The following is a 15,446-nucleotide window of genomic DNA, read 5'->3' as shown; positions in this document are numbered from 1 at the left end:
AGCAATTAATTAAAGTTTTTTAATATTCGAAAGTTCCGTATTCGCTGGTAATTGTCAATTTTTTAGAATCTGCTGCTTCTACTCTACCTACGATTTGCGCATCAACATTAAACGATTTTGAAATCGCAATAATGTCTTGGGCAATAGCTTCGGGAACATATATTTCCATGCGGTGTCCGCAATTAAAAACTTGGTACATTTCTTTCCAATCGGTTTGGGATTGTTCTTGTATCAGTTGAAACAATGGTGGAACCGGAAATAAATTGTCTTTTATAATGTGTAGATTTTGTACAAAATGTAAAATCTTGGTTTGTGCTCCTCCACTGCAATGCACCATTCCGTGAATTTCATGGGCAGTATATTGATCTAAAATTTTCTTGATAATAGGCGCATACGTTCTGGTTGGCGAAAGCACTAATTGACCTGCGTCGATTGGTGAGTTTTCTACTGAGTCAGTAAGATTTACCTGTCCGGAATAAATCAATTCTTCCGGAACTGCAGCATCAAAACTCTCCGGATATTTGGTGGCCAAATATTTCCCAAAAACATCATGACGCGCCGATGTCAATCCATTGCTCCCCATTCCGCCATTATAGCTTTTTTCGTAAGTAGCCTGACCAAAAGAAGCCAAACCTACAATTACATCACCCGCTTTAATATTGGCATTGTCAATTACTTTAGAACGTTTCATGCGAGCGGTAACGGTAGAATCTACGATAATAGTTCGAACGATATCGCCTACATCAGCCGTTTCACCTCCTGTGGAATGAATGGTCACGCCAAAAGAATCCAGTTCTTTGATTAACTCTTCGGTTCCATTGATAATTGCCGAAATTACTTCGGCAGGAATAAGGTTTTTGTTTCTACCAATAGTGGAGGAAAGCAAAATATTATCCGTTGCTCCTACACACAATAAATCATCTATATTCATAATCAATGCATCCTGTGCAATGCCTTTCCAAACAGAGATATTTCCTGTTTCTTTCCAATACATATATGCCAAAGAAGATTTAGTTCCCGCTCCGTCAGCATGCATAATAAGGCAATACGCTTCGTCTTGGGTTAAATAATCAGGAACAATTTTACAAAATGCTTGAGGAAACAATCCTTTATCAATGTTTTTTATGGCGTTATGCACGTCTTCTTTAGATGCCGAAACACCGCGAAGCGCATATCTTTTTGAAGTATCTGAACTCATGTAGTCTAGTTGTGTAATCTGCTTTAGGGCAGATGGGTTTTGCCGCAAAGATAATTATTTTTTCGGGTTTTGCCTATCGGGTTTTCAAGTGTTTAGTTAAAACAGTAATCAGTAAATCGAATGTGAATTTATTTCATTAAATTTACATTAATATTTTATATGTCAGCACTTTATAATAATTAAAAAAGACAAATGGATAAACAAACACCATTATTATAACAAATTTAAAAACATGAATTAAGCTTAGAAAAGTGGAAAACAGGGACCACTATAAAAAACGGGGCCTTACCGAAAAGCCATACGAGTAGGAAACTAAAAAACCACAACATCATGCCTAAATATGTAATTGAAAGAGAAATTCCCGGCGCAGGCAACCTTACTGCCGATCAGTTAAGAGCCATTTCACAAACTTCTTGTGGAGTACTGGGTAAAATGGGACCTCAAATTCAATGGGTCAACAGCCAAGTAACCGCTGACAAAATCTATTGTACCTATATCGCTCCCAACGAGGAAATCATTCGCGAACATGCAAAGCTAGGAGGATTTCCTGCAAATTCGATAAGTCAAATATTTACAACCATTGACCCAACAACTGCAGAACAAACCGTGTAAAAATTAAATGCATTAAGCTAAAAAATGCCTATCCAAAACGGATAGGCATTTTTATGAGATTGAATATATATTATTTTGTAAACAATAATTCTCTATATTTAGTTAATGTCCATAGTTCATTATCTACCAGCAATTCTAGTTTATCACAGTGATTTCTAATGATTTCAAAATATGGTTTCACCTTATTACAATAGGCTTCTGCCATTTCTTGCGCATCGGTCAAATTGTTTGCTATTCTTCTTTCGTTAGTCATCTCTTCAACTTTAGAATTGATTCCTTCTATGTGTCCTGAAATCTCTTTAATCAAGATTATCTGCTCTTTAGCAATTGTTTCAAAGTCCGATCCAAAAATATCTTTTAACCCTTTTACATTGGTAATCAAAGTATTTTGGTAGCGAATTGCAGTTGGAATTACGTGATTTTTTGAAATATCACCTAAAACTCTTCCTTCAATTTGAATTTTCTTAGTGTACTCCTCCAATTCAATTTCGTAACGCGCTTCCACCTCGATATGATTCATGATATTCAATTGAGAAAACAAATCTAGAGACTGTTTAGAAATTCTAGCTTTTAAAGCTTCAGGAGTTGTTTTAAAGTTACTCAATCCACGTTTTCCTGCTTCGATTTCCCATTCTTCACTGTATCCATCTCCTTCAAAAAGGATTTTTTTAGATTGTTTGATATACTCTCTTAAAACGTTAAAGATTGCATCGTCTTTCTTCATGTCTTTAGATTCAATCAAAGCATCGACTTCTACTTTAAAGTCTCTCAATTGTTTAGCAACAATAGCATTCAAAGTAGTCATTGCATTAGAACAGTTTGCCGTTGAACCAACAGCTCTAAACTCAAATTTATTTCCTGTAAAGGCAAATGGTGATGTTCTATTTCTATCTGTATTATCCAAAAGTACATCGGGAATCTTTCCTACTACGTTTAATTTTAAGTCGGTTTTCTCCTCAGGTGATAATTTCCCTGTAGTTACACCTTCTAATTCCGCTAAAACTTTAGTTAATTGCTCTCCAATAAACACAGAGATAATTGCTGGTGGCGCTTCATTTGCACCAAGTCTGTGATCATTACTCGCTGATGCAATCGCCGCTCTCAATAATGTTTCATTATCATTTACTGCTTTGATTGTGTTGATAAAGAAAGTCAAAAACTGTAAATTACTCATTGGTGTTTTACTTGGACTTAACAGGTTAACCCCAGTATCTGTTGCTAATGACCAGTTGTTATGTTTCCCTGAACCGTTGACTCCTTTAAATGGTTTTTCATGAAATAACACTTTGAAATCATGGCGTTCAGCTACTTTTTCCATCACATCCATTAACAAACAGTTATGGTCTACTGCTAGATTAGTTTCCTCAAAAATAGGCGCTAACTCAAATTGATTTGGAGCAACTTCATTATGACGCGTTTTTACTGGAATTCCTAACAACATACATTCCTGTTCTAAATCTCTCATGTAGGTTAACGCACGTGTTGGAATAGAACCAAAATAATGGTCGTCTAATTGTTGTCCTTTAGCAGAAGTATGTCCAAGCAAAGTTCTTCCTGTCATCATAAGATCAGGACGAGAATTTGCTAATGCTCTATCAACTAGGAAATATTCTTGCTCCCATCCCAGTGTTGCAGTAACTTTTTTTACATTTTTGTCAAAATACTTACATACTTCGGTAGCGGCTTCATCCATAACCATTAAAGCTCTCAACAAAGGGGTTTTATAATCTAAAGCTTCTCCTGTGTAAGAAATAAAAACGGTTGGAATACATAATGTAGTTCCAAAAATAAATGCTGGAGATGTTGGATCCCAAGCCGTATATCCTCTTGCTTCAAAGGTGTTTCTAATCCCACCATTTGGAAAACTAGAAGCGTCCGGTTCTTGTTGTACTAATTGAGCTCCACCAAATTTTTCTACCGGATCACTACCGTCATATGATGTTTCAAAAAAAGCATCATGTTTTTCAGCAGTTGTTCCTGTAAGCGGTTGAAACCAGTGTGTATAATGAGTAACCCCTTTTGATAAGGCCCACTCTTTCATTCCCATCGCAATATAATCCGCTAATTTTCTATCTATTTTAGTTCCATGCTGAACGGCACCTTGTACTCCTTTGAAAGCATCCGAAGTCAAATATTGCTTCATTGCCTTTTCATTAAACACATTTGCACCAAAAATAGTTGATTTTCTATCAGTCTCTTCAAATTGAACTGGCGTTCTGGTTGAAGCTTCTCTCAAAGCTTGAAAACGTAGTGTTGACATAATTATAAATTTAAAATATTAATCGTGATTTAAAATACACACAAATATAATTCATTCCGGTAATAATTTAATCTTCTCATTTACATATATTAACTTTCTTTTTTAACCTAGAATTAAAATTAAAAAAATTAATCATTTCACATTTGAAGTAATAAAAATCTTAACTATTTATTAATGACTAAAAAACCAGCATTGTGAATTTAATTTTTATAACTAATTAAAATTGCATTTTTTTAAATATACCCCTAAAAAAATGAAGTAATGCTAAAAATTATACCTGATTAAATAAAAATTACCCCCTGATTTTACGACATCCACAAATTAATTTATATTTGCAAAAGAAAATCATCAAAAAGGAAATAAATTTATATTATTATGGCTAAAATAAAGTTAGAATACATTTGGTTAGATGGATACGAACCAACTCAAAATTTAAGAAGTAAAACCAAAGTTGAAGAACACGAAAATTTCAAAGGAACATTAGAAGAAATAGGAAACTGGTCATTTGATGGTTCATCTACAAAACAAGCAGAAGGTGGTTCATCTGATTGTTTATTAGTGCCTGTTGCTATTTATCCAGATCCTACACGTATCAATGGATACTTGGTAATGACAGAAGTTATGAATGCGGATGGTACTGCTCACTCTTCTAACGGTAGAGCTACTATTGATGATGATGGTGATTTCTGGTTTGGTTTCGAACAAGAATATTTCATTATGGATACTAAAACTTTATTGCCTTTAGGATTTCCAATTGGAGGATACCCTGCACCACAAGGGATGTACTACTGTTCAGTAGGTGGTAAAAACACACATGGAAGAGGCTTAGTTGAAGAGCACGCTGATTTGTGTATTGCTGCCGGAATTAACTTTGAAGGTATCAATCAAGAAGTTGCTTGTGGACAATGGGAATTTCAATTATTCGCTCAAGGAGCTAAAAAAGCAGGTGACGAAATATGGATTGCTAGGTATTTACTAGATCGTTTAACTGAAAAATACGGTTATTATATTGATTACCATCCAAAACCATTAGGTGATACTGATTGGAATGGATCTGGAATGCATGCTAATTTCTCTAATGAAACATTAAGAACATGTGGTTCTCAAGAAGTTTACGAAAAAATATGTGAGGCATTTAGACCTGTAACTGCAGAACATATTGCTGTTTACGGAGCTTATAATGACCAACGTTTAACTGGTAAACACGAAACTGCTTCTATCCATGATTTCTCTTATGGAGTTTCTGATAGAGGAGCTTCAATCAGAATTCCATTAATTACTGTTCAAAAAGGATGGAAAGGATGGTTGGAAGACAGAAGACCAGCATCTAACGGTGATCCATACAAAATTGCTGCCAGAATTGTAAAAACTGTAAAATCTGTTTTAATTGAAGATTCAGTTTTAGTATAAGAATCTATTTTTAAACTTGATTAGTTTATAAAAAAAGTGCCCTCATTTGTGATGGCACTTTTTTTTTTAGGATTAGACATCGACAGGAATATTTTTCTAACCACTACTTTATTTTAAATAAGTTTCAAATTTAAAAAATCAAAAAGTATCTTTACCAAACGTATAATTAATAACTTAATATATGATTGTCTGGATTTCATTTTTAGCTGCCATCTTACTATTTCTTGCTCTCGATTTAGGTGTTTTTAATAAAACGCCACATATTATTAGTTCTAAAGAAGCTGGTAAATGGACTGCTATATGGGTCACTTTATCTTTTTTATTTTCCGGAGTTATCTATTGGCTATATAGTAATAATTATATTTCCAATCCAGATGGATTAAAACCCGCAGCAGCATCCATAAAATTTATTACTGGATATTTAATAGAATTATCGTTAAGCGTAGACAATATATTTGTTATTGCTATAATTTTTTCTTCTTTTAAAATACCGCGAAAATACCAGCATCGCGTTTTGTTTTGGGGAATTCTAGGTGCTGTTATTTTTAGAGGTCTAATGATCTATTTTGGTGTTTTACTTATCAATAAATTTTCGTGGACAACCTATGTTTTCGGTATATTCCTGGTTTACACCGCAATTCGGATGCTTTTCACCAACGAAGACGACAAATTTGAACCCAAAAAATCTTTTGTATACAAAACGTTACGAAAAATCATGCCGATCACTAGTCATATCGATGAAGAACATTTCTTTGTAAAAAGACGACATATTACTGCCGCAACACCTCTTTTTGTAGCATTAGTAATTATTGAAGTTATGGATGTTATCTTTGCACTTGATAGCGTTCCTGCAATTTTGGCTATTACAAATGATCCTTTTTTAGTTTTTAGTTCGAATATTTTTGCCATATTAGGGTTGCGTTCCATGTATTTCTTTTTGGCCAATATGTTAGAAAAATTTGCTCATTTAGAATACAGCCTAATTGCTATTTTAACTTTTGTGGGACTCAAAATGTTACTTCACGATTTTATAGAAATCCCCGAATGGGTATCATTAGTTTTTATAGCCGTTTCGCTATTGACCGGAATTATTGTATCTATAAAATTAGGAAAAGAAACAGTTGCTGAAGAAAATAGTTAATCTGCAATCCTAAAAATAAAAACATAAAAAAAGGAAATCTTACGATTTCCTTTTTTCTTTATAAACTAAAATTACAGTTGAATTTTTTGAATTTGACTTTCATTAAGTTTTAGAGACGACATAACGGCTTCAAAATTATTTTTATTGATTGAACTGGCATAACCCGCAGGCACAATAACAACTCTTAAGACTTGATTCAATCTAAAGTCCGCAGAAACCGTTTGCAAATTATTACCAATCATAAATACATTTACATCTCTTGTAGTATGATCTTGATCATAGCCAAAATCTAATGTTCCGTCAGTAAAATAATGAGTTTCAGGCAATAATTTCCATACGTCATTACCTTGTGAAGTACCGGATAATCGGTAAACTAATACTACATCCGAAGAATAAATAGGATAACTAAAAGTGATTAATTTACTGTAATCATTCGTTGCAGTAAACGATGCGTTAACTTCAAATACTTCACTAATCGTGTTATCTACTATAGGTCCATCGTTTACGGTACAACTCTGTAAACTAAATAATCCTACAATGGCTAAAATGGTAAATATCTTTTTCATTTTTTTTTAAATTTAAATAGTTAATTTTATTATCTATATTCATGAATTGTGCCAAACTTTATTTCCGAAAAAAAATGCAACTTTTAAAAATGGAAAAACAACTAAAACTTTACATGCTAATGCTGGGCTGTAAGCCAATAGGAAGGTTTACAGAACAACACGATATTTTTTTCGGAATTGGAAATTCTTTAAAAAATTTGATTCCGCAGATGAAATTTTTTTGGCCTGAAGCCAAAGGAAAACTTCATATTGATGCCTGGAGAGAAGTTACTGTAGTCAATAATTATTCAATTGAGATTACTGCCAAAGACACAGCCGAAAATACCGCTTCCGAAAAATTATTTTTTATTAATCTGGGTGGTTACAAAGAAAATGAATTTGAAGAATACCATTATAAAATACTTTCTGTTGCCAAAAGTTTAGGATTAGCATCCAAAAATGCTAGGAAAACTACTTTCTATAAACATTGTGGTTTTAAAGGAGCCATTACCCATATTGATGATAAATACATAATAGAGGTGGATGATATTTATAATGTATCCGATATATTAGACAAACAATTTAAAGAAAAATATGCATTGAAAATCATAAAAACTGAAACTGATTTAAAAGAAGATGAATTGCATATTGGCTATTTAAAATTAAATAAAATTACTTTTTAATTTTTGTAGTAAAATTATATATACAAAAAAAGCATCCGCCAAACGGATGCTTTAAAATTAAAACTAGTTTTTAAAATTATCTGGAAGACATTACTTTTTTTACAATGCTTTCTCGATCAGTAGTCACTTTCACAATATACATTTGCTCTTTTCCTTTATTTAATTTGAGGTCTAGCGCAATTTCTTTATTCAGATAACTATTGGTATCCCTTTTTGAAAGTATGGAAATACCTTGTGCATTAAACACCTCAATTTTCACATCAGACACATAATCAAAATTGTATTTGATTGTAAGTCTGTCTTTGAAAGGAACTGGATACACTTCAAAACCTGCGGTTGTGGTTTTAACGGTTAGCGTTGTTTCAATCGGAATAATTTCAGATGTAGTTTTAGTAGTTGGATTGGCAATTTTAGCTAATGGTACTGGACAAGGTGATATGGAGCAATCGGATACATCACAACTTGCTGCATTCGAAACACAACCAGTGTTTTTATTTCTAACTCTTATGCCAGTTACGTCCCCCGGATTCAAATTGTCAAAGTGTATCGCTGATTGCCATGTTCCGGCGCCACCGTTTTTAATACTGTATTCATAATCCGCACCACACGGACTATTTATAGTAACACTTCCTCTATCTGTACTACACAGAGATGGTTGAACTATGCAAACAGTTGGAGTTAATGGTAAAGCTTTATCTACAGTCACTATTACATCGTCTGTTTTTGTACACCCATTTGCTCCTGTTACCGTTACAGTATAGGTTGTTGTAGCAGCTGGTGTGGCTGTTGGATTAGCACTATTTGTTGCGCTCAATCCCGTTGCTGGTGACCAGGAATATGAAACCCCTCCTGTCGCAGCTAATGTTGCACTTGCAGTGGTACAATTTATCGTTACATCGTTTCCTGCATTGGCTAACGGTAAGGCTTTGTCTACAGTCACTATTACATCGTCTGTTTTTGTACACCCATTTGCTCCTGTTACCGTTACGGTATAGGTTGTTGTAACAGCTGGTGTGGCTGATGGATTAGCACTATTTGTTGCGCTCAATCCCGTTGCTGGTGACCAGGAATATGAAACCCCTCCTGTCGCCCCTAATGTTGCACTTGCAGTGGTACAATTTATCGTTACATCGTTTCCTGCATTGGCTAACGGTAAGGCTTTGTCTACAGTCACTATAACATCATCTGTTTTTGTACACCCATTTGCTCCTGTTACCGTTACGGTATAGGTTGTTGTAATAGCTGGTGTGGCTGTTGGATTAGCACTATTTGTTGCGCTCAATCCCATTGCTGGCGACCATGAGTATGAAACCCCTCCTGTCGCCCCTAATGTTGCACTTGGAGTGGTACAATTTATCGTTACATCGTTTCCTGCAGCTGCCACTGGAGTTACTGTGTCTACTGTTACAAGCACACTTGCCTGTGCTGAACATCCATTTGCGATAGTAGTTTTAGTAACGGTATAGGTTGTTGTTGACGTAGGATTTGCTGTTGGATTGCTCGCCGTTGAAGAAGTCAAACCGCTCGTTGGATTCCATAAATAAGTTGCTAGTGGATCGTTTGTTTCACCGATTGCTATTCCATCTGGATTCAAAGTACATGTCTTAGTAAAGGGAGCACCTGCACTTACTATTGGCGCTGAAGAAGCCCCCACAGTTCTGGTTTTAGTTGTAGAACAGCCGTTAACATCTTTAATGATAAAAGTATGGCTACCAGCTACTAGATTTGAATATGATGTTAAAGTCGTAAATAGAGAACCATCTATAGAGATCAAGTAAGGAGCTTTACCCCCGGAGGGAGACACAGTAATTGAACCTCCTGTAGAACAAGTGGCATTAGTAATTGCAAAGGCTGCATCTACACCAACACCAATTGGAATAAAAGGTAATGTTCCACATTTAGGATTAATCGTTGATGGGTTGTTGAACAGAACATCGCAGGTTTCGCCGGGAGAAGCTGAAGTCCATGCTAAATATAAATCAACAATTTCCAATGATTGATTGCAAGCAATCGCTATATCTGTGGTTCCGTATGTAGTTGGCAAAAAATTATCACTTGATTTTTTTATATCAGAAGCACAGGCGAAAATTTTCACTCCTATTGGTTGTCCCGCAGGAATCAAAACACCGCTAGCATTAATGGGATCACCATTAGCATTTCGTCTAATCAAAGTACCCCAGAAAGCAAAAGAGGTTCTTGTTGAGCCCGTCTTATTTCTAATACCTAAAACTAGTTTTCTGGCACCAGTACAACTACATAGATCATTAGCAGGGGCTGGTAATGTTACGCTAATTAGTTCCAAATCTTTAGATGTACACGAACTTAAACCTGGAAAAGTTTGCGCAGTTGCGGTCTTTAAACTAAAGAAACTTATTGCTAAAAAAATAAGTATGCTTCTTGAATAATGAAACATTACCTTACTTTTTAATACTCTACTGTTATTATGGGAATATCCTTTTATAAGGATCCTATTTTCTAATTTAGGACTAAAAAAGAAGCAATTACACCTACAAAAACTTAATTTATAAATTGTATTTTTCGGTAAAAAGCAAGAATTAATTTTGCCCAACAAAACTTCCAAAAACCTCAGGAGTGAATTTTTTTTCATGATAATAAAGTTTTAATACCATACTTGTTAAAAGTAGGAAACTAGCAGAGTGGGGACTGAAAAATTTCATAATAAAAAACCTTCAAAAAAAAATTGAATAGATCCGCCATTAAAAGGATGTGATATTGTGGGGAGCAATAACTAGATTCTTTTAGCACCAATAAATTGTTTAAATAAAAATAACTTCAAACACAATTAAAAAAGAAGAAATAAACCCCGAAAATCTTACTTTCGAGGTCTATTGGCATATTCTAATCCAAATTATTATTTTGCGGATCAGATAGTTAGTTAAAAATTTATCTGGATGATATTACTTTTTTTACACTGCTTCCTCTATTAGTAGTTACTTTGACAACATAAACTTGTTCTTTTCCTTTGTTCATACGAAGGTCTAGCGTAATTTCCTTGTTTAGATAAACATTAGTATCGATTTTTGAAAGTATTGAAATACCTTGTGCATTGAACACCTCAATTTTTACATCAGATGCATAATCAAAATTATATTTGACAGTGAGCAAATCTTTGAAGGGAACTGGATACGCGTCAAAACCCGCAGTTTCAATTTTCGCCGCGATTGGAGCTATTACTTCTTTTGCTTTGAGAGCTGAACTAACGAGTTTAGCCGCTGGTGGACAACTGTTGGCAGCGGAATTACAATCACCAACTGAAACTGAAACCTGATAACCCCTTCCTGCAGGAATATTACTAAATACAATATTCGTTGTATTTGGAGCTTGATAAGGTACTGATGGAGAAATTCCTGTAATCGGATTTCCATTTTTGTCCTTTACTGTATAACTAGCACCATTGGTTACACTGAAGACAGTAATACTGAACGTGTCTTGATCACATGTAGGTGCAGTGTAACTAACACTTGGTGTACCAGGATTTGCCTTTACTGTAATTGTAGTGTTCGCAGTTGATGTACAGCCATTAGTATTTGTAACGGTTACTGTAAATTTCTCTCCATTAATAAATCCTGTCGCCATTGGACTTTGATCTGTCGGATTGGTTATGGTAGCACTTCCGTCACTAACCCAAGACCATGATACCGCATCCCCACCAGTTTCATTTAATGTTATCGTTGTTGTATCCGCACATACCGGACCATTGTTACTTGCTGTCGCGGTAGGTAATGTATTCACCATAATCGGCTCTGTCGTTGTACAACTACCATCAGTGGTAACATAAGTAATAGTTTTAGTCCCGGCACCGCCGGCATTAGAAGGTGTAAAATAATAGCTACCGCCAGTATGGCTTAATCCTGGTCCGCTAAAAACACCACCAGGTGGTGTAGCTGATAAAAGATAAGCTGTATTATCGCTTGCACATTTTGCGGCAATAGGATCAATATCCGTGCTGCCAAAAACTAAATCCACAGGAATAGGGGTGATAAAGTCTTTGAGGGCAGCCGTTGACGAAGCGGAAGCCTTAGTTTTAACCCATAAAGTTTTTATGTTAAGATTACTGCAACTTGTACCTCCAAGTATATTAGTTAGATAAGTAACATTAACGGCTGCTTCTACAAAAGCAAATTGTTGATAAGTGGTGCTCCCAAATGCAGAATAGGGCAGATTAGTTTCAGAACCCGTTCTGTTGGTCTCAGCAAATGCATTTGCTAATAACGCGGCAGAAGATGGTACTTGTTGGTAGGACCAATTGTTACCGCTCCCCTTCCATTGGTAGATAAATACATTAGGCTTTGAACCACCATTAGTATATTCCATAGAAATGATTACATCATTTTCTGTTCTGCCGCCACCATTTGGCTTAGTAGCTACGGGAGTACCGGTAAAAGTACCATTTGCATTTTGGACGATACTGCCTTGCAATAATTCAAAATCAATATAACTGGTTCCATTAGTAGACAAACGATCCCCGGAAATAAAAATCCATTGGTTGTTACCGCCGTCACGAGATACATGATACAATGCATTGTTAATATCGTTTTTATCCGGCGCAGAATTCTCAAACCATCGTAAAGAGGATACAAAATCATTAAATTTACTACCATTAGTAAAAACGTTGTCTTTGCCATTAAAGTTCTCGCCATATGAACGCCCGCTTGTTTGAGTGGTAGCCTGCGCTATCACTGCTCCTAAATTATCAAAAACAGATCCACCTGTAGCACCGGCAAGCGTTCCAGGATACCAATCGCCTTGATTACTCGCAAAGGGAATAGGGCTAATTGGTGTATTGGCTCTTAAACCTCCATCAATAGCAAATCCCCCTGTTGGTGGGTTTACATTAGCAAACTGTCCATAAGTTTGTGAAGAAAAAAACAAGAAGCATATTGATGAAAATAGCACGAAATTTCTAAAAACGCTCTCTTTCGTTAAAAAGGAACTAATCATTTTACGGGATAATACATCGAAAATATTCGAAATTGTAATATTTTTCATAATACTGTAATTTTACTCCATAGTTGTTAAAAAGCAGGAAAACAGTGGACTTGGGATCGATAAAAACATAGATAAATAAAACACTTTCATAAAAATTTATGAAGTTCTCCGTCATCAAAATTTTTTTTTACTTTGGGGAAATAAAGAAACTTTTATTAACCAGAAAGGAGCTTTAAAAAAAATTAAAAACCTTATTTTAAAATTAATTAATAAAGTAAGAAGAGAAAAACAGAAAGCTATCCGATTCGGATTAGAAAACCTACTGTAATAAAAACACTTCAAAAAAAATTGAAGCAATACATTATCAAAGAATATTATATTGCGGGGAACAATAACAAAATTCTTTTTTTCCCTTAAACTGCTTACCAAAAACAGCTTAGTATTAAATTATTTTTTTTACTATATTAAAGATAATCAATTACAATGCAATTTTAAAAGCAAAAACAAATCAGATAAAGAACAAATTTATTCGATAAAAAACCTCTTAATTAAGAAATTTATTACGCTAAAAAGAGCAGCAATAATTGATTAATTTTTGATTTAAAACATTGATTTTCAATATATTAATTAATAAAAATAATTTTTTAATATTTATAAAAAAATTTATACACTAATTGGAAAAACACGCTAAAAAAAAGCATAAAAAACCTCGAAAATTTTACCTTTCGAGGTTTCATTTTATATTCTAATCCGTTTCATTTTTCTGGACTAGATGATTATAAAAAACTACTTGGAAGTCATTACTTTTTTCACACTGCTTCCTCGATCGGTAGTTACTTTCACAATATAAACTTGTTCCTGACCTTTATAGGAATGAAGGTGTAACGTAATTTCTTTGTTCAAATAACTATTGGTATCTGTTTTTGAAAGTACTGAAATCCCTTGTGCATCAAACACTTCAATTTTCACATCTGAGGCATAATCAAAATCATATCTGATTGTAAGAATGTCTTTGAAAGGAACCGGATAAGCTGTAAAACCAGCAGTTTCATTAGTAATATTTGAAGTTTTAGGATCTTTTGATCCTTTTGTATCATCACAAACTATGGTAATACATTGACTGCATTTAGATGAATTAGCACAATCATCTGTTGCTTCCCATGTTCTACAATGTGTAATGGAACCATCAGGATTAACAGTAACAACATCACTATTAATCACTTCTAAAACTGGATTTGGATCACAGCTGTCGGAAACAGTTGGAGTATCAAAAGTTACAGGAATATCAACAATACATGGTTTTTCAACCATTACCTGATTGTCTCTGTTGCCTAAAGAATGATTATCCAGTTGTTCCAATTTGAAGTGATAAGGTCCGCCATTAATAGATCCGGCACCGTAACAAGAGCCATACCCACAAGAACCCTCTCCTACAGCGGCTCGGCCTGCCATTTTAATCATGACAGCATCTGAAGTCGATTTCCAAGTAACTGTGTACCAAGCATAGTTATCTCCATCAGCTCTACCTGAATATCCATCAAACACAATATTGAAGTTGGTTATAGGGGAATTTCCTTCAATCTCGATTTGTCTGTTTCCATAAGTGCTTTCAAAACATGATATCGCATTGTTAACACTATTGTTTCCGTGATGATTTGGAGGATTACCCATATTATCGGTAACAGTTGCCCAAGCACTGGTTGTGAAATTTTCACAAGCATTGCCTGCAGTTGCACTTATTCCCTCATTACAAGTTTGAGCCATCAAGTTTTGAAGTTCGTTTACAGCACCATTTCCTATTGTTGCCGCAGTTGCAATGGCTTGCTCCCATGACATTAAGAAATCATAAGCATGTCTGTCGCCTGATTGGTGTTTAACCGCTTCATGGCGGAACCTAAACGTATGGGTATTCCCTTTTAATTGGGTAAATATTATACGTTGAGGCACTCCCATACCTTCAAAATATTCAGCTTGGGTCGCGTTATTAATACCATTAGTCCAATCAAGCGGAATTTCTGGATGATCTTGATTTCTTGGCTGACTGAAATCAACTTTATCATTCTGCAAAGGTGGTCCATTACTGGTTTTATCATCTACCGTAGCAACGCCTCCACCTCCTAAATCTACACACTCTGCCGATGGTATATCTCCTGAATTGATTACCTTATTTGCAGGACATTCAATTACTGGCGCGGTGTTATCATGAACATTGATTGTTTGTGAAGCAGAAGAATGGTTGCCACAATCATCTGTTGCAGTCCAGGTTCTGGTCAAACTGTAATTACCCGGACAGTTACCTGGGGTAGTCACATCGGCGAAAGTCAAAGAAGCAACTGCACAATTATCCGTTGCAGTAGCTTGCGCAAAGGCAGGCAAGACTGGACAATTGATCGTTGATACTACAGGCAAGGCAATGATAATTGGTGCCACTAAATCCACAGTCCAAGTTGTTGTGCGGGAAACTGGTATAGCTGCGTTGCCACAGGCATCAGTAACGTTCCAAGTTCTGGTTTGTGAACGTAAACAACCAGTGATTACCACTGTTGCATCGGTGAATGTCGGAGTTACAGCACCACAAGTATCGGTGGCTGTTGCTGTTCCAAGCGCTGCATTTATTGCATCCGCTGTTGGGTTACAGCCCAAAGTA

Annotated in this window: 10 protein-coding genes; 4 read left to right on the top strand and 6 right to left on the bottom strand. The window is 35.2% G+C overall.

Annotation, left to right across the window (positions count from 1 at the left end; translation table 11 throughout):
- Positions 1 to 19: 19 nt before the first annotated feature.
- On the bottom strand, positions 20 to 1,198 hold the full coding sequence (locus ACM55G_RS09760) for an AIR synthase related protein (protein ID WP_416843730.1): 1,179 nt from the start codon (positions 1,196 to 1,198) through the stop codon (positions 20 to 22).
- Between the two features lie 330 nt (positions 1,199 to 1,528).
- Here ACM55G_RS09760 and ACM55G_RS09755 point away from each other — a divergent pair, with 330 nt between their 5' ends.
- The gene (locus tag ACM55G_RS09755) at positions 1,529 to 1,810 is read left to right on the top strand and encodes a DUF4242 domain-containing protein (RefSeq protein WP_416843729.1); all 282 of its coding nucleotides are present in this window, start codon (positions 1,529 to 1,531) and stop codon (positions 1,808 to 1,810) included.
- Between the two features lie 70 nt (positions 1,811 to 1,880).
- Here ACM55G_RS09755 and ACM55G_RS09750 read toward each other — a convergent pair whose 3' ends face one another.
- Entirely contained in the window at positions 1,881 to 4,070 is a 2,190-nt protein-coding gene (locus ACM55G_RS09750; RefSeq protein WP_416843728.1) for a glutamine synthetase III family protein, read from the bottom strand.
- Between the two features lie 375 nt (positions 4,071 to 4,445).
- Here ACM55G_RS09750 and ACM55G_RS09745 point away from each other — a divergent pair, with 375 nt between their 5' ends.
- On the top strand, positions 4,446 to 5,480 hold the full coding sequence (locus ACM55G_RS09745; RefSeq protein WP_416843727.1) for a glutamine synthetase beta-grasp domain-containing protein: 1,035 nt from the start codon (positions 4,446 to 4,448) through the stop codon (positions 5,478 to 5,480).
- Between the two features lie 181 nt (positions 5,481 to 5,661).
- On the top strand, positions 5,662 to 6,621 hold the full coding sequence (locus tag ACM55G_RS09740; RefSeq protein WP_416843726.1) for a TerC family protein: 960 nt from the start codon (positions 5,662 to 5,664) through the stop codon (positions 6,619 to 6,621).
- A 71-nt stretch (positions 6,622 to 6,692) separates the two neighbouring features.
- Here the strand turns inward: ACM55G_RS09740 and ACM55G_RS09735 are convergent, their stop codons facing one another.
- Complete coding sequence (locus ACM55G_RS09735) at positions 6,693 to 7,187, bottom strand: hypothetical protein (RefSeq protein ID WP_416843725.1); 495 nt, start codon at positions 7,185 to 7,187, stop codon at positions 6,693 to 6,695.
- 89 nt (positions 7,188 to 7,276) lie between these two features.
- On the opposite strand from ACM55G_RS09735, the gene ACM55G_RS09730 reads away from it, so the two are divergent.
- Positions 7,277 to 7,849 carry a DUF1543 domain-containing protein gene (locus tag ACM55G_RS09730; RefSeq protein ID WP_416843724.1) on the top strand — a complete coding sequence of 191 codons (573 nt, stop codon included), beginning with the start codon at positions 7,277 to 7,279 and terminating at the stop codon, positions 7,847 to 7,849.
- Between the two features lie 76 nt (positions 7,850 to 7,925).
- On the opposite strand, the gene ACM55G_RS09725 is transcribed toward ACM55G_RS09730, so the two are convergent.
- The 3 genes from ACM55G_RS09725 to ACM55G_RS09715 form a co-directional block, all read right to left on the bottom strand.
- Positions 7,926 to 10,262 (bottom strand): T9SS type A sorting domain-containing protein, encoded by a 2,337-nt coding sequence (locus ACM55G_RS09725; protein WP_416843723.1) that lies wholly within the window; start codon positions 10,260 to 10,262, stop codon positions 7,926 to 7,928.
- Between the two features lie 491 nt (positions 10,263 to 10,753).
- On the bottom strand, positions 10,754 to 12,859 hold the full coding sequence (locus ACM55G_RS09720; protein ID WP_416843722.1) for a T9SS type A sorting domain-containing protein: 2,106 nt from the start codon (positions 12,857 to 12,859) through the stop codon (positions 10,754 to 10,756).
- 726 nt (positions 12,860 to 13,585) lie between these two features.
- A partial coding sequence (locus ACM55G_RS09715; protein WP_416843721.1) for a T9SS type A sorting domain-containing protein occupies positions 13,586 to 15,446 on the bottom strand: 1,861 nt, incomplete at its 5' end.

The sequence above is a fragment of the Flavobacterium algoriphilum genome (assembly GCF_048158655.1).
GTDB classification, from domain to species: domain Bacteria; phylum Bacteroidota; class Bacteroidia; order Flavobacteriales; family Flavobacteriaceae; genus Flavobacterium; species Flavobacterium algoriphilum.
The sequence above is the reverse complement of the archived record's forward strand: the minus strand, read 5'-3'. Positions and strand labels throughout refer to the sequence as shown.

Excerpts from the sequence above, each read along its gene's own strand:
- ACM55G_RS09760 (WP_416843730.1), bottom strand. The coding sequence starts at position 1,198 with ATGAGTTCAGATACTTCAAAAAGATATGCGCTTCGCGGTGTTTCGGCA.
- ACM55G_RS09755 (WP_416843729.1), top strand. The coding sequence starts at position 1,529 with ATGCCTAAATATGTAATTGAAAGAGAAATTCCCGGCGCAGGCAACCTT.
- ACM55G_RS09750 (WP_416843728.1), bottom strand. The coding sequence starts at position 4,070 with ATGTCAACACTACGTTTTCAAGCTTTGAGAGAAGCTTCAACCAGAACG.
- ACM55G_RS09745 (WP_416843727.1), top strand. The coding sequence starts at position 4,446 with ATGGCTAAAATAAAGTTAGAATACATTTGGTTAGATGGATACGAACCA.
- ACM55G_RS09740 (WP_416843726.1), top strand. The coding sequence starts at position 5,662 with ATGATTGTCTGGATTTCATTTTTAGCTGCCATCTTACTATTTCTTGCT.
- ACM55G_RS09735 (WP_416843725.1), bottom strand. The coding sequence starts at position 7,187 with ATGAAAAAGATATTTACCATTTTAGCCATTGTAGGATTATTTAGTTTA.
- ACM55G_RS09730 (WP_416843724.1), top strand. The coding sequence starts at position 7,277 with ATGGAAAAACAACTAAAACTTTACATGCTAATGCTGGGCTGTAAGCCA.
- ACM55G_RS09725 (WP_416843723.1), bottom strand. The coding sequence starts at position 10,262 with ATGTTTCATTATTCAAGAAGCATACTTATTTTTTTAGCAATAAGTTTC.
- ACM55G_RS09720 (WP_416843722.1), bottom strand. The coding sequence starts at position 12,859 with ATGAAAAATATTACAATTTCGAATATTTTCGATGTATTATCCCGTAAA.